A 19,099-nucleotide genomic window follows, 5' to 3' on the forward strand; every position below is an offset into this window, starting at 1 on the left:
GATGGACGCACCGCTGGTGTACCAGTTGTCCCGCCAGGGGCACCGCTGGGTAGCTATGTGCGGAAGGGATAAGCGCTGAAAGCATCTAAGCGTGAAGCCCCCCTCAAGATGAGATTTCCCATCGCGTTAAGCGAGTAAGATCCCTCGAAGATGACGAGGTCGATAGGTCCGAGGTGGAAGCGTGGCGACACGTGGAGCTGACGGATACTAATCGATCGAGGACTTAACCAAGAAAAGCGGAGGACGCCCGCCTATCGGCGACACGCGCTGGAGGGCCCGTGAGGAGGCTGTTGCCGCCGCAACGGGACCGAAGCGTCGCGAGCCGATGGCGTCCGGAGCTAGACAGCGCGAAAAGCGGAGGCGCTCGGTTTCTTCCTGGCAGACGGTTATCTAGTTTTGAAGGAATGAAATAAAAAAACTCTTGACACAGCAGCATTGGTCATTATAATAATACTTGTCCAAATTATTCCGCAGTAGCTCAGTGGGGAGCAACTAGCTTATGCTTCCATGAATCCGCTGCGAGTTGCCTCGACGTATCAAGCATCTTTGGGTTTGCTAGAAGAGGAAGAGGCAATATAAAATAAAATTGAGTATAGCTTAATCTTTATCTCGTTCCGCAGTAGCTCAGTGGTAGAGCAATCGGCTGTTAACCGATTGGTCGCAGGTTCGAATCCTGCCTGCGGAGCCATCTTGGAGAGCTGTCCGAGTGGTCGAAGGAGCACGATTGGAAATCGTGTAGGCGTGAATAGCGCCTCAAGGGTTCGAATCCCTTGCTCTCCGCCACTACTTAATTACACATGGCCCGTTGGTCAAGTGGTTAAGACACCGCCCTTTCACGGCGGTAACACGGGTTCGAATCCCGTACGGGTCACTTTCTTTTTGCTGGAGGATTAGCTCAGCTGGGAGAGCACTTGCCTTACAAGCAAGGGGTCGGCGGTTCGATCCCGTCATCCTCCACCACATATCGTCGCGGGGTGGAGCAGTCCGGTAGCTCGTCGGGCTCATAACCCGAAGGTCGCAGGTTCAAATCCTGCCCCCGCAATCCGAATAGGTCCCGTAGTGTAGTGGTTAACATGCCTGCCTGTCACGCAGGAGATCGCGGGTTCGAGTCCCGTCGGGACCGCCACTCATAAATATATCGGCTCGGTAGCTCAGTCGGTAGAGCAAAGGACTGAAAATCCTTGTGTCGGCGGTTCGATTCCGTCCCGAGCCACCATATACTTTTTACTTCAATATGTCAAGAGTGTATATTAATCCTCATATGCCGACTTAGCTCAATTGGTAGAGCAACTGAATCGTAATCAGTAGGTTGCGGGTTCAAGTCCTGCAGTCGGCACCATCAATTACGGAGGGGTAGCGAAGTGGCTAAACGCGGCGGACTGTAAATCCGCTCCCTTTGGGTTCGGCGGTTCGAATCCGTCCCCCTCCATTTTTCACGCAGGGGCATAGTTTAATGGTAGAACAGAGGTCTCCAAAACCTCCGGTGTGGGTTCGATTCCTACTGCCCCTGCCATAAAAGAATAACAGCTTGTGGCGACTATGGCGAAGTGGTTAACGCACCAGATTGTGGCTCTGGCATGCGTGGGTTCGATTCCCACTAGTCGCCCTTTCCTTCTATTGTTGGGGTATAGCCAAGCGGTAAGGCAACGGACTTTGACTCCGTGATGCGTTGGTTCGAATCCAGCTACCCCAGCCATAATGCGGAAGTAGTTCAGTGGTAGAACACCACCTTGCCAAGGTGGGGGTCGCGGGTTCGAGTCCCGTCTTCCGCTTTCTGTGGCGGCATAGCCAAGTGGTAAGGCAGAGGTCTGCAAAACCTTTATCCCCGGTTCGAATCCGGGTGCCGCCTCCACTGATGTGGCGCCGGGGTGGCGGAATTGGCAGACGCACAGGACTTAAAATCCTGGGGTAGGTAACTACCGTGCCGGTTCGAGTCCGGCCCTCGGCATGAAAGAAGTTGTTGACTTTCTATTGTTGCTATTGTATAATCAGATATGTGTTTTACGCCGATGTGGCGGAATTGGCAGACGCGCACGACTCAAAATCGTGTTCCCGTGAGGGAGTGTGGGTTCGACTCCCACCATCGGCACCATACATAACCAAAAGCTTGTAAAGCCAATGCTTTGAGCGACTCAGAGCATTGGCTTTTTTGTTTTTTAACGAACTAAAGCAAAAGGCTAATCGTGTGAACAAAAAAGATGACATTTCCATCGTATTGTTAAGCACCTTTTAGGATCATGTCTAGTTGAAATAATCTTAAAGGTGAGGTATTAAATTAGCAAAAGTACGGGTTATGCAAAGGCAGAGTTATAAAAATTTTGCAGGAATGTACGATGAAATCATATAATTGACGTAATTTCATATAAAGAACCTAAAATAAGAGAATAAAAAGAGGTTAACTCTCGACTAACGGTAACGATGCTTGAAATAAGGCATAGTTATCTTTGTTCGATTAACGGGGAAGGTTGAATAAACGTTATAAAAATAAGGTGGGATTTTTATGATTGAAGAGAGTTATGGACATTGGCATTTAGATTATTATCAAGAACAGACAGGCTTTTATACTTCTGCTACGGGTTTCTGGAATGATGATGAAGGAAACTGGGAGGTGCTTTTTAATGAATTTGACAATAATAAGCTGACGGAATTATTCGGTACAACATATGAAATAGATAAAGATTTTGGTGCTTTAATATTCAAAGCGAGGAATTATGATGAGGCACATAAAAAATTTATACAGTGGGTCGAAGACATACTACTGCCATTATTAGATATTTAGTAGCAAAATACAAAGAACTCAACTCCCATGGAAGAACAAATTAACTTCCATCATCTGTGGTGAAGCTCGTTTCGTGATTGGCTAACGAGCGGTATAACGCATTTAACTAAAGAGCTATTTGATGTGTGCTAAATTGTGTATATTTGGTATATGTATTTACAGAGCTTAGTTTAGATTAGTTAAGAAAGGTGAGTGGAGATGAGTAAATCTGAGGCAGTGAACAAGTGGGATTTGAATCGCATTGTCTTTATTGGTAGAATTTGGGGTGAATATATGCGAATGTTCGGCCTCGTCAAAGAAAGAATTAGCGGGACGTAAGATTCTTGATTGCTGCTGGGGCATGTTCCTTTACGGCAGTATCCAATCAACTTGGAATGGATGTTAAGCCTGTGATATGGCTTATTATCTTCCTATTGAACAATTAGAACAAAAAGGCTTACAAGATATTGAAACCACCATGTCTAACATGGAAAGGGCTGATATTCAAAAAAATTTTTTGTGGGATTATTTTCAATCAGTTGATGAGTTGAAACAGATAAGAACACAAGCAATGAATCAATGTATCTCAGACATGAAACGGAATAAGAATCGTTATATTCCTGCCGTTTTACCGACCTTACCGTTTGATGATAAGCAGTTTGACTTGACACTTTCAGCAAACTTTCTATTTCTTTATGAAGATAAACTGGACTATGACTTTCATTTACAGACTATAAAAGAACTTATGCGTGTAACCAAAGATGAAGTAAGGATTTTTCCTACAACTAACTTTGCTTGTGAAAGATATAAATACTTGGATGAACTAATCCGTGATATACACCATTTAGGATGGATTGCAGAAGAAATGAAAGTTCCTTATGAATTTCAAAAGAACACCAATACTATGCTAAAAATTATGAGGAAAAAATAATCAAAAGGATGCTTACTAATTGTAAGCGGGAAATGTCTCTTCTACATTCCCCGCTTTTTTATGGGGGATTAGGACTGAAAGAAAGTTTTTGGCAAGTCATTGACTTCATATGCAACACGTATTCCGGATTCGATGGCACCTTGGATCCAACCGTGGGTAGAGGAGGTATGTTCGCCCGCAAAATGAACTCTTCCTTCGGGAGTGGAAATATAAGGAGATAGTTCTGTCGCCTGTTCTGGTTTAAACATGGTGAAAGCTCCGGCAGAATAAGGATATCGAACCCAACTGTGGCTCACTCCTGTTTCAAACTCACGATATACTTGTTTACCATGAATAGTGGCCAAGTTTTTTAATGCATATTCCAAACGATTTTCATCGCTCAAACTATCCCAAGGTATAGTGTCATCCTCCCATGTATAACTAGCCAAAACAACTCCTGATCCTGTTGTACCGAGGTCATGGCTTGGGTATTGAGTATACGTAATAGGAAGATCAGAAATGGCCTTCCCGCCATATATGCCTTCTTTTTCCCAAAACCTGCTTTTAAATTGGATGCCGGTCTTCGTAGATCCTACATAGTGAAGTTCCCGAATCGCCTTCCATTTGTTATAAGAAAAAGAGTCATGTGGTTCGACCTCTACAAATTGCAAGACGGAAAAAGGAATGGTCACAATCGCAAGATCACCGGTGATTTGAAATGGTTCCAAGATTTTTGTATGGACAGAATGAATCGTTATTTGGTTGTCGTGCTGCACAATTTTCTGTACTTTTTGCCCGAAGATGATATTCTCTTTTAATTGAGGGACAAATGCTTTAGGAAGTTGGTCGTTCCCGCCCGTGATTTCATAGAAGACAATATTAGGAGTAAACAAGATCATTAGTTCACGTAACGCTTCCAGGAAAGAAAGCTCCGGAAATCCTTCTAGTGTAAGAAGTACTTTGATCATATCGATAGCACCCGAAGATAATCTGACTCCAAACGGGTTATATCTCAAATAAGCGTCCATCGAGTATTTATCGAACTCTCTTATGACCAAAGGCCAATTTCTCCGCGGGTTTTGGTTAATAAAATCGGTTACGGGCTTTATTGCTGATTGAAGCAATTGTGTCGCGGTTTTTCCCCTTTCATGCGGGGCTACCGGAAAGCCCAAAATATCTGGGTTCCTTTCATATATCTTTAAACGGGTTTTAATTCCTCTAACATAGATAATGTCATTAGGAGTCGTATTGATAAACCGATTAACCGGGAGGCGGAATTTTCTTATATATTCCAAAGTCAAAGAATGAATATGAGGAATGCGCATCGCACCCGCTTCAAGATACTGCTCATCCCTAAAATCGGATCGCAACGTATAGACTCGCCCTCCCACCCTTTCCGAAGCTTCAAGGATTGTTACCTGGTGTCCAGCTTGCTTAAGCAAGGAGGCCGCGACTAGTCCTGCCATACCCGCGCCAACAATGATGATCTTCTTGGGAATTTTGGTTTTTGGAAGTCCGTTTCTGATGATAGAAATCATTTGATCGGATGATAACTTAGGAAATACATAATCTGACATGCTTTCCCTCCTCAACAATGCTTATCAGACCATGAGCTGACAAAAAGATGGCTTACTGTCATCTTATTCAGCTAGAAAGTGCAGTTATGCAAAAAAGGAGCCGCATGTATGCTGCTTCTTTGGTTCTGGGACAACCCTGCAATTTGAATGGTAAAAGAAGGAGTAGATACATGGGTGGCAGCAGAGGCCATCGTTGCTGTCACGGAACGGCTGGTAAATGGTTATTTACAGGAGAAAAAACAAAAAAAAAAAAGAACTGGGTGAGCAAGTAGCACAGGTGTTTTTGAGCGGCAAATGATTCGAAAAGTGGTGATGAAGTGATTATGAGAATGGTTAGATTCTCAATTTCATATAATCAGTATTCTATGAGCAGCGAGCTGGAACCGCCGTGATGGTATGGATTTCATGAATGTGTGGTCCTGCATCCTTATGCTTTTACTCTAATTTTGCAATACTACCGCTTTTTAGAAAGTTTAGGAAAATGAATTGACATTTATAGATTTTAGGAGTAAATTTTTTGTATATAGAACTAAACCTATTAGTTTAGTAGGTAAAATAAAATCTGACATACTTTAATTAAAGATATCTTCATCTTTATTCTTATGCCAAGAAGATAGGTGTCTCTTTTGAAAAATTTATCAAAATTACATTTAGAAGGGAGAAAATGATTATGTCAAACGAAAGAAAGCTTCAGCCTGAAACGTTAGCGGTGCATGCAGGGCAAGTGCCAGATCCTACAACTTTATCAAGAGCTGTACCGATTTATCAAACAAGCTCGTTTGTATTTAATGACAGTCAACATGCTGCTGATTTGTTTAGCTTGAAAGAAGAAGGGTATATTTATACGAGAATTATTAATCCAACAAACGATGTGTTTGAAAAACGGGTTGCTGCTCTTGAAGGCGGTGTGGGGGCGCTTGCGCTTTCATCTGGTCAAGCAGCTGTTTTTTATTCCATTATCAATATTGCTTCAGCTGGAGATGAAATTGTTTCTTCGTCAAGCATTTATGGCGGAACGTATAATTTATTTGCTCATACGCTGCCTAAATTCGGAATTACCGTTAAATTTGTGGATTCCACCGATCCGAAAAACTTTGAACGGGCGATTACAAGCAAAACAAAAGCCCTGTTTGCTGAAACGATCGGAAATCCAAAATGTGATGTCTTAGATATTGAAGCAGTTGCGGAAATTGCTCATAATCACTCTATTCCGCTAATTGTTGATAACACCATTCCTAGCCCGTATTTGCTTCGTCCAATTGACTTTGGCGCCGATATTGTTGTGCATTCTGCAACAAAGTTTATTGGAGGGCATGGAACTTCAATCGGTGGAATTATTGTCGATAGTGGAAAGTTTGACTGGAAGAAGAGCGGAAAGTTCCCGGAATTCACCGAGCCAGATCCAAGCTATCATGGCCTTATTTATACAGAAGCTGCTGGAGAAGCGGCCTATATTACGAAAGCACGCGTCCAGCTGCTTAGAGATCTTGGTGCAGCATTGTCACCATTCAATGCATTCTTATTTTTACAGGGGCTTGAAACTTTACATTTACGTTTAGAACGTCATAGCCAAAATGCTTTAGAGGTAGCGAAGTTTTTAGAAAAAGAGGCAGCCGTTGAATCAGTAAGCTACCCTGGTTTAGAAAGCCATCCTTCTTATGAGTTGGCGAAAAAGTATTTGCCAAAAGGGCAAGGTGCCATCGTAACCTTTGAAATTAAAGGTGGCGTTGAAGCAGGGAAAAAATTAATTAATTCTGTTCAGCTATTCTCTCACTTAGCCAATATTGGCGATTCTAAATCATTAATTATTCATCCTGCTAGCACTACGCATCAGCAATTAAGCAGTGAAGAGCAATTAGCTGCTGGCGTTACGCCAGGACTTATTCGTTTATCGGTTGGCACAGAGGCAATTGATGATATTCTATATGATCTAAAACAAGCAATCAAAGCTAGCCAAACTGTAACTTCCGTGTGAAGTAAGCGATAAATATGGAGCTTATCGAATGACGATTAGACCGCCTTTGCCGTTGGCATTGGCGGTCTTTGTCATTGTCCTTGGTTCTTTTTATGAAGAAACGCCTTTCCGTAGCTGCCGTGGTCATGAATCATGGCATGTTCGACTTGGATGGTGGTATGCTTAATGCCGTATTTTTCATTTAGAATCTCGTTGATGGCTAAGATAACGCAAAACGGCTGGATATGCTCGTTAATAAATACGTGTGCGGTTAACGAATAATGGTCGGTGGAAACGGCCCATAAATGCATGTCGTGCACATCCTCGACGCCTTCAATTTGGTGAATATCCTTGCGAATTTGGTCAAGATCAAACTGTTCGGGAACGGCTTCCATTAAAATGAGATAAGATTCGCGAATAATTTTCGCCCCGCCGGTAAAAATGATGCCGGCGATAATAATGCTGATGAGCGGATCAAAAAAGTAGAAGCCGGTCAAGTAGATCAGTACCGCTGAAATAATTACGCCGATCGAGCTGAGCAAATCGCCGATAAAATGCCATAAGGCGCTTTTAATATTTAAATTTTCCTCTTCTTTTGTGCTTCGGCTCAGGACGATGGTTAATATGAGATTCACGACGAAACCAATGGAAGAAATCATCAACATTAAGCGAAAGTTAATAGGTTCAGGAGAAATAAACCGTTGAATTCCTTCCCAAAGAATTCCAATGGCAATAATGGCTAACGTAAGCCCGTTTAAAAACGATGTAATAATCTCAAAGCGCAAATAGCCAAAGGTAAAGCGTCGGTTGGGAGGACGTGTCGCAAGGTAAAGAGCAACCATGCTAAGCCCGAGCGCCAATACATCGGATGCCATATGAGCGGAATCGGAAAGCAGCGCTAAAGAATTGGACAGCAATCCCCCGACAATTTCCACAATCGTAAAAAACAATGTTAATGCAAGGGTAATCCAAAGCGCTTTTTTCGATTGGGTTTGTGTTTTGACATGCGGAAGATGATGGTAATCGTATTGAATTGGTGACATAGTACACCTCTTTTTTATAATAATTATTAATTTATATATATTATAATATAATTCCTGGAAAAGGTGCAAAAAAATTTTTGTCGAAGGGAAAATAGCAAATGTTGAATATTGTCAAAAAATATAAAATTCCTTATCAAGGAATTTATCCATGTTTATAGAATATAAGTAACATACTGTAAGAATCTTTAGGAAAGGATGCGATACTAATTGATTGTCGTCAGCCCTACTGATTTCGAAATTTACTTGTTTCATGAAGGCAGCTTGTATAAAAGCTATGAACTGTTTGGCGCTCATGTCATTAAACAGGATGGAATGGTTGGAACGCGTTTTTGCGTATGGGCTCCGCATGCACGCGAAGTGCGATTAGTCGGCAGTTTTAACGAATGGAACGGAACTAATTTTCATCTTATCAAAGTCAGCGATCAAGGCGTATGGACGATTTTTATTCCGGAAAATTTAGAAGGGCATTTATATAAATATGAGATTGTTACGAAGGATGGAAATGTTTTGTTAAAATCCGACCCTTATGCATTTTACTCCGAGTTGCGTCCTCATACTGCCTCCATTGTCTACAATATGAAAGGATATCGATGGAAAGATCAGGCCTGGCAGCGGAAGAAGAAGCGGAAGCGGATTTATAAAAATCCCTTGTTCATTTATGAGCTCCACTTTGGTTCGTGGAAAAAGAAAGCGGACGGCAGTTTCTATACATATCAAGAGATGGCAGATGAGTTAATTCCGTATGTGTTGGAACACGGGTTTACTCATATTGAGTTGCTCCCGCTTGTCGAGCACCCGCTCGACCGATCTTGGGGATACCAAGGAACGGGATATTACTCCGCGACGAGCCGCTACGGGACACCGCACGATTTGATGCACTTTATTGACCGCTGTCATCAAGCGGGGATCGGTGTCATTCTTGATTGGGTTCCGGGGCATTTTTGCAAAGATGCCCACGGTCTATATATGTTTGACGGCGCTCCTACCTATGAATATGCCAACATACAGGATCGAGAAAACTACATATGGGGAACGGCAAACTTTGACCTTGGCAGGCCGGAAGTCCGAAGCTTTTTGATTTCCAATGCGTTATTTTGGATGGAATATTTCCATGTGGACGGATTTCGCGTAGATGCCGTCGCCAATATGTTATATTGGCCAAACAGTGACGTGCCGTACAAAAATACGTATGCAGTCGAGTTTTTTCAAAAATTAAACGAAACGGTGTTCACCTATGATCCGAACATATTAATGATTGCTGAAGATTCAACAGACTGGCCGCGCGTGACGGCGCCAACGTATGACGGTGGATTAGGGTTCAACTATAAATGGAACATGGGCTGGATGAACGACATTTTGACGTATATGGAAACTCCGCCGGAACAGCGCAAATATGTGCACCATAAAGTAACGTTTTCCCTCTTGTACGCGTATTCGGAAAATTTCATTTTGCCTTTTTCTCACGATGAAGTGGTACACGGCAAGAAGTCGCTATTAAATAAAATGCCCGGATCCTATGAGGAAAAGTTTGCGCAGCTACGGTTATTGTATGGGTATTTGTTGGCGCACCCCGGCAAGAAGCTGCTGTTTATGGGAGGGGAATTCGCGCAATTCGATGAATGGAAAGACCTGGAACAGCTTGATTGGATGCTTTTTGATTTTGACATGCACCGCAATATGAATCATTATATGAAGCAATTATTAAAATGCTATAAGCGTTATAGTCCTCTCTATGAACTAGATCATTCTCCAGAAGGATTCGAGTGGATTGATGTGCATAATGCCGAACAGAGCATTTTTTCTTTCATTCGCCGCGGAAAAAAAGAAAATGATTTGCTTGTTATTGTTTGCAATTTCACAAACAAAACGTATCACAATTATAAAGTTGGTGTCCCGCTGTTTACAACATATCGGGAAATTCTCAACAGCGATGCCGTCGAGTTCGGGGGATGGGGAAATGTCAATACAAAACGAATGGCAGCAATGGAAGAACCGTTTCATGGAAAACCATACCATATTGAGATGACGATTCCGCCGTTTGGAATTTCCATTTTACGGCCAGTGAAAAAGAGAGGGGAGAGAAAGAAGGATGGGGAAGAAAAAGTGTGTTGCCATGTTATTGGCCGGAGGGCAAGGTAGCCGTTTATGTTCTTTGACAAAAGACATTGCGAAACCTGCCGTTCCGTTTGGCGGGAAATATCGAATTATCGATTTTACATTGAGTAACTGCACTAATTCAGGCATTGATACGGTCGGAGTGTTAACACAGTATCAGCCGCTTCTTCTCCACTCTTATATCGGCATCGGCAGTGCTTGGGATTTGGATCGGAAAAATGGTGGTGTTACCGTTCTTCCGCCGTACTCGGTATCATCCGGTGTGAAGTGGTATGAGGGAACGGCAAATGCGATCTATCAAAATATCAATTATATTGAACAATATGATCCTGATTACGTGCTAGTGTTATCAGGCGACCATATTTATAAAATGAATTATCGCAAAATGCTGGACTATCATATTGCGAAACAAGCGGATGTAACCATTTCCGTCATCGAAGTACCATGGTCGGAGGCAAGCCGGTTTGGCATTATGAATACAAACGAACAAATGGAAATTATCGAATTTGAGGAAAAGCCAGCGAATCCAAAAAACAACCTCGCTTCGATGGGAATTTATATTTTTAATTGGCTGATTTTAAAGGAATATTTGCAAATTGACAACGCCGACCCGCATTCGAGCCATGATTTCGGCAAAGATGTGATTCCGTTGCTGCTCCGCGAGAAAAAGCGGCTCGTTGCTTATCCGTTTAAAGGCTACTGGAAAGATGTCGGCACAGTGAAAAGCTTATGGGAAGCGAATATGGATTTGTTGGACGAGGAAAATCAATTAAATTTATTTGATCGCTCATGGCGGATTTATTCTGTCAATCCGAATCGGCCGCCACAATACATTTCCGATGAAGCTATCGTCATTCATTCGCTTGTGAATGAGGGATGTGTGGTAGAAGGGAATGTCGAGCACTCCGTATTGTTTCAAGGTGTTCATATTTGCAAGGGAGCGGTGGTGAAAGATTGCGTCATTATGCCGGATGCAGTGATTGGCGAAGGGGTATATATCGAACGGGCGATCGTGCCGCCGAATATCGAAATTCCGCCATATGCGGTTATTCGCTCTGATGATGTTCTTCTTGTCACAAAAGAATGGCTGCAGGAGCAGAGAAGATAGTTGGAAAGGATGAGCAGCAATGAGTAATAAATGGATGCTAGGAGTTATTGATGCAACGACGTATATCGAACCGCTTCAGCCGTTAACGTTGCATCGTTCTGTTGCGGCAGTGCCGTTTGCGGGGAGGTACCGATTGATAGATTTTGTATTGTCGAGCATGGTGAACTCCGGGATCGAGAGTGTGGCTATTTTTCCAAAATATCAATACCGTTCGTTAATGGATCATCTAGGTTCGGGGAAAAACTGGGATTTAAACCGCAAACGTGACGGATTATTTTTCTTCCCATCTCCTGATTTATCGATTCCAAAACCTCACGTTGGCGCATTTGCGCATTTTGAACAACATATTGACTATTTTTTGCGCAGCAAACAAAAATATGCCGTTATTTGTAATAGCTATACGATTTGCAATATCGATTATGAAGCGGTGTTAGAGCGCCATATTGCGAACGAATGCGATATTACCGAAGTTCGCCATCAAGGGCGTTCGCTTGAAATGTTTGTGCTAGAAACGTCATTGTTGCTCGATTTAATCGCTAATCACCGACAAACCGGCTATTACAGTATTGTTGATGTTGTCCGAGATCATCGTCATTCCTTGAAAATTTGTGACTATGAATATGATGGATATGCAGCTGTCATTGATTCGATCGAAAGTTATTTTCGGCATAGCATGGAATTGCTAAATAGAGATATTTGGCAGCAATTATTTATAAAGTCGCGCCCGATTTACACAAAAGTAAAGGATGAGCCGCCGACGAAATATACGGAAAAAGCGGTTGTAAAAAATTCGATGATTGCCAACGGCTGCATTGTTGAAGGACATATAGAAAACAGCATTATTTTCCGTTCTGTTAAAATTGGAAAGGGAGCAGTGATCAAAAACAGCATCATTATGCAAAAAAGTCAAATTGGCGAACAGTGCTATCTTGATTCGGTCATTGTGGATAAAGATGCAAAAATTGAAAACGGAGTTTCTTTACGAGGAACAGAGCGGCATCCGTTTGTGATTCGCAAAGGAACCGTACAAGGAGAGTTGATGAATCAGTGAAGGTGCTATTTGTTGTATCAGAATGCGTCCCATTTGCCAAATCGGGAGGTCTGGCGGATGTAGCGGGAGCGCTGCCGAAACAATTGCGGAAATTAGGGACGGATGTCGGCGTCATCATGCCTAAATATGAAACAATTCCGCTGGAATTTAAAAAAGCGATGAAAAAAATTGCCGAGATTGTCGTCAGAGTCGGGTGGCGCCGGCAGTATTGCGGAATCGAAATGCTGGAGCATCAAGGGGTTGTTTACTATTTTATCGATAATGAATACTACTTTAAGCGCCATCAGTTATACGGTCATTATGACGATGGGGAACGGTTTTCTTATTTTTGCCGCGCGGTTTTAGACGCTCTCCCTGTCATTCCGTTCCGTCCCGACATTATTCATTGCCATGACTGGCATACAGGCATGATTCCGTTTTTATTGCGGGAAGAATATCGGCAGGATTCTTTTTATGCGCCGATCCGGACGGTGTTTACGATTCATAATTTGCAGTTTCAAGGCATTTTCCCACGCGAAATTTTAGGAGATCTATTAAATTTAAGCGACCGTTATTTTACAATAGAACACTTGGAATTTTACGGGAATGTCAGCTTTATGAAAGGAGCGCTTGTTTCTGCTGATGTCATTACAACGGTCAGTCCTACATATAAAGAAGAAATTCAGACCGAATATTATGGGGAGCGGCTTGATGGGCTGCTGCGGGCGAGGCAGCGTGATTTCATCGGGATTTTAAACGGTATTGATGAGGACATATATAACCCGCAAACCGACCCTTTTATTGCAATGAAATATGACGCACGGACACTTTCGAGAAAACGATTCAACAAACATGCGCTTCAACAATATTTTGGCTTGCCTGTGCGGGAAGACGTCCCGATCATTGCCATGGTCACTAGATTGACAACGCAAAAAGGACTTGATTTAGTCAAATGTGTTTTTCATGAAATAATGGCCGAGAACGTTCAATTTATTTTGCTTGGGACAGGGGATTGGCATTTTGAACAGTTTTTTTCCCAGATGGCAGCCGCATATTCCGATAAAGTAAAAGCATATATTGGGTTCAACGAACCATTGGCTCATCAAATTTACGCGGGGGCGGATCTGTTTTTAATGCCTTCCCTGTTCGAACCGTGCGGTCTCAGCCAGATGATTGCGCTCCGCTATGGAACGATCCCGATCGTGCGGGAAACAGGAGGACTAAACGATACGGTGCAATCGTATAATGAATTTACGGGAGAAGGAAACGGATTTAGTTTTACGAACTTTAACGCCCATGATATGTTATATACGATTCGCCGCGCGCTTTCGTTTTATAACGATAAGACGATATGGGAAAAGCTGATGAAGGAGGCGATGAGCCGCGATTATAGCTGGGCTCAATCGGCGGCTAAGTACAACGAAGTATATATGGATTTAGTAAACAGGGGGTAGCGCCATGTTCTCGAATAAAGACGAGTTTAAAAAAGCGTTTTTAAAACGGCTGGAGACGTTGTGCGGCAAACGGTTTGAAGAGTCGACACCGCGCGATCAATACAACACGCTAGGGAACATGGTCCGTGAATATATCAGCAAAAACTGGATTCAGACGAACGAGCAAAATCGGGCGCGCAAGCAGAAACAAGTCTATTATTTGTCGATTGAATTTTTATTAGGGCGTCTTCTCGGCAGCAACTTGTTGAATCTCGGCATTCGCGATGTCGTCGAAGAAGGATTGCGCGATTTAGGTATTTGCCTTGAGGATATCGAGGAATGCGAGGCGGACGCGGGGTTAGGCAATGGCGGTCTCGGCCGCCTTGCCGCCTGTTTTTTAGATTCGCTTGCTTCGCTCGATTTGCCTGGACATGGCTGCGGGATTCGGTATAAGCATGGATTGTTTGATCAAAAAATTGTCGACGGATATCAAGTGGAACTTCCGGAACAATGGCTGCGCCATGGAAATGTATGGGAGATCCGCAAAGAAGAATTAGCAGTAGAAGTGAACTTTTGGGGGAAAGTGGAAATATCGCAGCAAAACGGCAGGCTGACGTTCCGCCATGTCGACTGCGAAAAGGTTATGGCTGTTCCTTATGACATGCCAATCATCGGCTACCATACAAAAACGGTCAATACATTGCGGCTTTGGAGCGCGGAGCCGGCGAAAACATTTCCGGTCCATAAAGATGTGATGCAATATAAACGGGAAACGGAGGCGATTTCTGAGTTTTTGTATCCCGATGATACCCATGAAGAAGGGAAGATTTTGCGGCTAAAACAACAATATTTTCTCGTCGCCGCTAGCATTGGAAGCATCGTTCGCGCCCATCGCCGCCAGCACGGGCATTTGTATGAACTACATAAATATGTCGCCATTCATGTCAACGATACGCATCCGGCCTTAGCGATTCCGGAGTTGATGAGGATTTTATTAGATGAGGAAGGAATGAGCTGGGAAGACGCTTGGCATATTACAACAAACACGATTTCGTATACAAACCATACGACGCTATCCGAGGCGCTGGAGAAATGGCCGATTCACATTTTTCAGCCGCTGTTGCCGCGCATTTACATGATTATCGAGGAGATTAACGAACGGTTTTGCCGCGACCTTTGGAATTATTATCCTGGTAATTGGAAACGAATTGAAGAAATGGCGATCATCGCCCACGGACTTGTTAAAATGGCGCATTTGGCGATTGTCGGCAGCCATAGCGTCAACGGCGTTGCCAAACTGCACACCGAGATTTTAAAAAAACGGGAAATGAGGCTGTTTTACGAATTCGAACCGCAAAAATTTAATAACAAGACAAACGGAGTGACCCATCGCCGCTGGCTGTTAAAGGCTAATCCCGAGCTTTCTGCATTAATTACCGATACCATTGGCGGACGATGGATAAAAGAGCCGCAGGCGTTGATCGAGTTAAAACCGTACGCTTCCGATTCTGTGTTTCAGCAGGCGCTCGCGAAAGTCAAACAGCAGCGTAAAGCAAAATTAGCCAAGCTCATTTATGAAAAGACGGGGATCGTCGTGAATGAATCATCGATTTTTGATGTGCAAGTGAAGCGTCTTCATGCTTATAAGCGGCAGTTGTTAAATGTTCTTCACATTATGTATTTGTATAATCGGCTGAAAGAAGATGCAAGCTTTTCCATTTATCCACGCACTTTTATTTTCGGCGCCAAAGCTTCGCCGGGATATTATTATGCGAAGCGCATTATTAAGCTGATCCATTCTATCGCCGAAAAAGTCAATAAGGACAAACAGACAAACGAACAGCTGAAAGTTATTTTTTTGGAAAACTATCGTGTTTCGCTAGCGGAAGAAATTTTTCCTGCCGCGGATGTAAGCGAGCAAATTTCCACGGCCAGCAAAGAAGCGTCCGGCACTGGCAATATGAAGTTTATGATGAATGGAGCGATTACGCTTGGCACGCTAGACGGCGCCAATGTCGAGATTTTGGAAGCGGTTGGAGAAGAAAACATGTTTCTGTTTGGGCTTACGGCGGATGAAGTGCTAAGCTACTATGAAAACGGGGGTTATCGCTCCCATGAATATTACCATCATGACAAGCGGATTAAACAAGTTGTCGATCAGCTTATCAACGGGTTTTTCCCAGATGCCCACGACCATTTCGAGCCGATTTACGATTCGCTTTTAGCACAGAACGATGAATATTTTGTTTTGCGCGATTTCGCCGCTTATGTCGAGGCGCAGGAAAAAGTAGAACAAGTGTATCAAGAGCGAGAACGGTGGCTGAAAATGAGCGTGACCAATATCGCCCATTCTGGTTATTTTGCAAGCGACCGGACAGTTCAGGAGTATGCGAATGAAATATGGGACATTCATCCAGTTAAATAAAAAAGAGAGAGGTTTTGTCCTCTCTCTTAATCATCACCATCCAACCAGTCGCCGATGCTTCCGAGGATGCTGCCTTCTCCAACAGAACGGCTGCCCGTGCTTGGCGCGGCGGCGATAATTCGGTCAGCAAGCCGGCTGAACGGAAGCGACTGCACCCAGACGGTTCCCGGTCCGGTTAATGTTGCGAAAAACAAGCCTTCGCCGCCAAAAAAGGCGGTTTTAATTTTGCCGACATATTCGATATCGTAATCAACTTCTTTTGTCATCGCTACAAGGCAGCCGGTGTCAATGCGCAACTTTTCGCCGGGCTGCAGCTCGCGCTTATAAATGGTTCCGCCTGCATGTAAAAAGGCAAGTCCGTCCCCTTCGAGTTTTTGCATAATAAATCCTTCGCCACCGAAAAAGCCGGTGCCAAGTTTGCGCTGAAAATCGATGCCGACCGAAACGCCTTTGGCTGCACAAAGAAAGGCATCTTTTTGACAAATCACTTTGCCACCAAGCTCGCTCAAGTCCATTGGAATAATTTTTCCAGGGTATGGGGCGGCAAACGAAATGCGGCGTTTTCCGGTGCCGTTGTTCGTAAACACCGTCATAAATAAACTTTCTCCTGTCAATAATCGTTTCCCTGCACCAACCAATTTGTTCAAAAATCCTTTTTCGGACTGAGATCCGTCTCCAAATACGGTTTCCATCGTGATCCCGTCTTCCATCATCATCATTCCGCCTGCTTCAGCGATGACGCTTTCCTGCGGATCTAGTTCAATTTCTACAAATTGCATGTCATCACCATATAATTTGTAGTCAATTTCATGTGCGTTCATATTTTTCTCCTCCATCTCATCATTTCTATGCTATATATTCTTTATACGGACGGGAACCTCTTTTTGTTTCAAAAAAAGACCATCAACGTCGATGGTCTTCTTTTTCCGTATATGGGTCTTTTTCATAGGCGGGCAAATCACCGATATTCGACATAATTCCTTCATCATCCAAAATGTTTTCTAACAGTTCGTGTTCCCTTGTTGGATATACTTTCACATTTTTTCCGTGTAAATCGACTGCCGCGAAATTTTCCAAATCTTCGACATATCCGACATTTTCCTCTGATTCGGCATACACTTCACCATAATAATCAACATTTTTTCCTAAATCGGAAGGGGTATCGGAGGAGCCGTAGCGCGCGACTTCCTGCCAGGCATCTTCTGCGTCATATGCCACCGATTCATCGCGGTCATCCAAATCAAACTTTCCAAACGGGGGCATCAACACACCTTCTTCCAGCGGCCGCTTTTGCGAAACGGTATGGTCAGGGCTGTGCTCTTTACAAAAGGTAGTCGTTGGGAGAGCTTGCAGCCGCTCATAGGGAATCGGTCTGCCGCAAACTTCACAGATGCCGTATGTGCCGTTGTCCATCGCCTCAAGTGCATGTTCAATCTCTTTTAATTCCCGTTCCGTATGTTCATTCAGTGCGATATCTTTTTCCCGTTCATACAGCTCGGTTGCATCGTCTGCAGGGTGGTTGTCATAGCTTGCAAGTTCGCCGACCGCATCATGCGCATGGCTCCGCAGCTTGCCAAAGTGATCGTTGTTTTGCAGTCGTTCTTGAATTTCCTGTTTTGCCTGAAGAAGTTGTTTGCGGAAGGCGGCTAGTTGTTCATTCGTTAACATCATGATTAACTCCTTCCTAAAATAAACCGTTTACCTTGTAGTATGAACCAAAAATAAAAAAAAACACGGCTTATTTCCAACCGTGTTATAGCCAATGGCTGATCAGCAGGCCGACAGCTAATAAAAACCCGAATTGTGTATTTGTTTGTGCCGTTGCTTTCATCGCTGGCATCATTTCAATTGGTTTCGTCTTGCCGATAAACCCTTTCGCTGCTGCTACCGCTTTCGGGACGCTGAAAAAGACAAGCATCGTCCAGAAAGAAACGATATGAGAGAAAGCCAGCACCGTCAGCCAAATAAACGAAACGGCAAACATACCGGCAAGAATGCGGACCGCATTGTTCCGGCCGACTAAAATCGCCAGCGTTTTTCTCCCTTTCTCTTTGTCTCGATCAAGGTCACGGATATTATTGGCTAGTAAAATCGCCCCAACTAAAATGGCAATCGGAATTGCGATGAGAATTGCTGTTTTTGTTACTTCGCCCGTTTGAATGAAAAAGGAAATTAAAATAATTACCAGTCCCATAAAAAATCCGGCTGCAAGTTCGCCAAACGGGGTATAGGCAATCGGCACCGGGCCGCCTGTATAGAAATATCCCGCTGCCATGCAGATGGAACCGATCAATGCAAGCCACCAGCTGCTATTCATGCAAATATAGGCACCGATCAGCGTCGCAACAGCAAACAAAGCAACGGCTAAATATAAAACGGTTTTTGGATGTATTCCTTCACGGACAATCGCCCCGCCAATTCCTACCGATTCCGGGGAGTCGAGCCCGCGCTTGTAGTCATAATATTCATTGAACATATTGGTTGCTGCCTGAATCAACAAAGAAGCGACGAGCATGGCGATAAATAAAGAGATGTGAATGGCTGTTTCATGAAGTGCTAATACAGTGCCGATACAAACAGGCACAAATGCAGCAGTCAATGTATGTGGACGGGTAAGCCTCCACCAAACTCGCCAATCGCGGCGGCGGTGGATCGATGAATAGCGATCTGTTTGTAATGATGGTTGCATAATCATACCCCTCATATTCGGATAGAATAATGTTCGATAAACATTCACAATAAGTGT

The 19,099-nt window shown here is 43.6% G+C and carries 13 protein-coding genes, 16 tRNA genes, 1 rRNA gene and 1 pseudogene; 26 read left to right on the forward strand and 5 right to left on the reverse strand.

Annotated features, from left to right (window positions below):
• The 20 genes and pseudogenes from HT574_RS10580 to HT574_RS10670 form a co-directional block, all read left to right on the forward strand.
• A 23S ribosomal RNA gene (locus HT574_RS10580) occupies positions 1–231 on the forward strand; the annotation flags it as partial.
• A 59-nt stretch (positions 232–290) separates the two neighbouring features.
• Positions 291–413, forward strand: coding sequence for a hypothetical protein (locus HT574_RS20230; RefSeq protein WP_256410670.1), 123 nt, complete (start codon positions 291–293; stop codon positions 411–413).
• Positions 414–613: 200 nt separating this feature from the next.
• Positions 614–688, forward strand: a tRNA-Asn gene (locus HT574_RS10585).
• 4 nt (positions 689–692) lie between these two features.
• A tRNA-Ser gene (locus tag HT574_RS10590) sits at positions 693–783 on the forward strand.
• A gap of 16 nt (positions 784–799) precedes the next feature.
• Positions 800–871 (forward strand) — tRNA-Glu (locus tag HT574_RS10595).
• Positions 872–884: 13 nt separating this feature from the next.
• Positions 885–960 (forward strand) — tRNA-Val (locus HT574_RS10600).
• An 8-nt stretch (positions 961–968) separates the two neighbouring features.
• Positions 969–1,042 (forward strand) — tRNA-Met (locus HT574_RS10605).
• An 8-nt stretch (positions 1,043–1,050) separates the two neighbouring features.
• A tRNA-Asp gene (locus HT574_RS10610) sits at positions 1,051–1,126 on the forward strand.
• Positions 1,127–1,140: 14 nt separating this feature from the next.
• A tRNA-Phe gene (locus tag HT574_RS10615) sits at positions 1,141–1,216 on the forward strand.
• A 47-nt stretch (positions 1,217–1,263) separates the two neighbouring features.
• Positions 1,264–1,339: transfer RNA gene (locus HT574_RS10620), tRNA-Thr, on the forward strand.
• Positions 1,340–1,347: 8 nt separating this feature from the next.
• Positions 1,348–1,429, forward strand: a tRNA-Tyr gene (locus tag HT574_RS10625).
• Between the two features lie 10 nt (positions 1,430–1,439).
• A tRNA-Trp gene (locus tag HT574_RS10630) sits at positions 1,440–1,513 on the forward strand.
• A 20-nt stretch (positions 1,514–1,533) separates the two neighbouring features.
• A tRNA-His gene (locus HT574_RS10635) sits at positions 1,534–1,606 on the forward strand.
• A 15-nt stretch (positions 1,607–1,621) separates the two neighbouring features.
• Positions 1,622–1,696, forward strand: a tRNA-Gln gene (locus HT574_RS10640).
• A 4-nt stretch (positions 1,697–1,700) separates the two neighbouring features.
• Positions 1,701–1,772: transfer RNA gene (locus HT574_RS10645), tRNA-Gly, on the forward strand.
• Between the two features lie 6 nt (positions 1,773–1,778).
• A tRNA-Cys gene (locus HT574_RS10650) sits at positions 1,779–1,852 on the forward strand.
• A gap of 10 nt (positions 1,853–1,862) precedes the next feature.
• Positions 1,863–1,948: transfer RNA gene (locus HT574_RS10655), tRNA-Leu, on the forward strand.
• A 57-nt stretch (positions 1,949–2,005) separates the two neighbouring features.
• Positions 2,006–2,092 (forward strand) — tRNA-Leu (locus HT574_RS10660).
• A 408-nt stretch (positions 2,093–2,500) separates the two neighbouring features.
• Positions 2,501–2,779 carry a hypothetical protein gene (locus HT574_RS10665; protein WP_175244593.1) on the forward strand — a complete coding sequence of 93 codons (279 nt, stop codon included), beginning with the start codon at positions 2,501–2,503 and terminating at the stop codon, positions 2,777–2,779.
• 198 nt (positions 2,780–2,977) lie between these two features.
• Positions 2,978–3,689: pseudogene (locus HT574_RS10670) on the forward strand (SAM-dependent methyltransferase).
• 68 nt (positions 3,690–3,757) lie between these two features.
• Here HT574_RS10670 and HT574_RS10675 read toward each other — a convergent pair.
• Positions 3,758–5,245, reverse strand: coding sequence for a flavin monoamine oxidase family protein (locus tag HT574_RS10675; protein ID WP_175244594.1), 1,488 nt, complete (start codon positions 5,243–5,245; stop codon positions 3,758–3,760).
• Positions 5,246–5,915: 670 nt separating this feature from the next.
• Between HT574_RS10675 and HT574_RS10680 the strand changes: the two genes are divergently transcribed.
• On the forward strand, positions 5,916–7,220 hold the full coding sequence (locus HT574_RS10680) for a homocysteine synthase (RefSeq protein ID WP_175244595.1): 1,305 nt from the start codon (positions 5,916–5,918) through the stop codon (positions 7,218–7,220).
• A gap of 71 nt (positions 7,221–7,291) precedes the next feature.
• Here HT574_RS10680 and HT574_RS10685 read toward each other — a convergent pair whose 3' ends face one another.
• On the reverse strand, positions 7,292–8,242 hold the full coding sequence (locus tag HT574_RS10685) for a cation diffusion facilitator family transporter (protein ID WP_175244596.1): 951 nt from the start codon (positions 8,240–8,242) through the stop codon (positions 7,292–7,294).
• A gap of 207 nt (positions 8,243–8,449) precedes the next feature.
• Between HT574_RS10685 and glgB the strand changes: the two genes are divergently transcribed.
• From glgB to HT574_RS10710, 5 genes are read left to right on the forward strand one after another with little or no spacing between them, the layout of a single operon-like run.
• Complete coding sequence (gene glgB, locus HT574_RS10690) at positions 8,450–10,381, forward strand: 1,4-alpha-glucan branching enzyme (RefSeq protein WP_175244597.1); 1,932 nt, start codon at positions 8,450–8,452, stop codon at positions 10,379–10,381.
• The gene (locus tag HT574_RS10695; RefSeq protein ID WP_175244598.1) at positions 10,332–11,465 is read left to right on the forward strand and encodes a glucose-1-phosphate adenylyltransferase; all 1,134 of its coding nucleotides are present in this window, start codon (positions 10,332–10,334) and stop codon (positions 11,463–11,465) included. The genes glgB and HT574_RS10695 overlap by 50 nt, the downstream gene beginning before the upstream one ends.
• 19 nt (positions 11,466–11,484) lie before the next feature.
• Positions 11,485–12,516, forward strand: coding sequence for a glucose-1-phosphate adenylyltransferase subunit GlgD (gene glgD / locus HT574_RS10700; protein WP_175244599.1), 1,032 nt, complete (start codon positions 11,485–11,487; stop codon positions 12,514–12,516).
• A complete protein-coding gene (glgA, locus tag HT574_RS10705) occupies positions 12,513–13,949 on the forward strand; it encodes a glycogen synthase GlgA (RefSeq protein ID WP_175244600.1) in 1,437 nt (478 codons plus the stop codon). The genes glgD and glgA overlap by 4 nt, the downstream gene beginning before the upstream one ends.
• 4 nt (positions 13,950–13,953) lie before the next feature.
• Positions 13,954–16,353, forward strand: coding sequence for a glycogen/starch/alpha-glucan phosphorylase (locus HT574_RS10710; protein WP_175244601.1), 2,400 nt, complete (start codon positions 13,954–13,956; stop codon positions 16,351–16,353).
• Positions 16,354–16,379: 26 nt separating this feature from the next.
• Here HT574_RS10710 and HT574_RS10715 read toward each other — a convergent pair whose 3' ends face one another.
• The 3 genes from HT574_RS10715 to HT574_RS10725 form a co-directional block, all read right to left on the reverse strand.
• Positions 16,380–17,174, reverse strand: coding sequence for a TIGR00266 family protein (locus HT574_RS10715; RefSeq protein ID WP_017434865.1), 795 nt, complete (start codon positions 17,172–17,174; stop codon positions 16,380–16,382).
• Positions 17,175–17,256: 82 nt separating this feature from the next.
• Positions 17,257–18,021 carry a yteA family sporulation protein gene (locus HT574_RS10720; protein ID WP_017434866.1) on the reverse strand — a complete coding sequence of 255 codons (765 nt, stop codon included), beginning with the start codon at positions 18,019–18,021 and terminating at the stop codon, positions 17,257–17,259.
• 85 nt (positions 18,022–18,106) lie between these two features.
• Positions 18,107–19,042, reverse strand: coding sequence for a 1,4-dihydroxy-2-naphthoate polyprenyltransferase (locus HT574_RS10725; RefSeq protein ID WP_175244602.1), 936 nt, complete (start codon positions 19,040–19,042; stop codon positions 18,107–18,109).
• Between the last annotated feature and the right edge of the window lie 57 nt (positions 19,043–19,099).

The sequence above is a fragment of the Parageobacillus sp. VR-IP genome, from assembly GCF_013357975.1.
In the GTDB taxonomy this organism is placed as follows: Bacteria; Bacillota; Bacilli; order Bacillales; family Anoxybacillaceae; genus Saccharococcus; species Saccharococcus caldoxylosilyticus.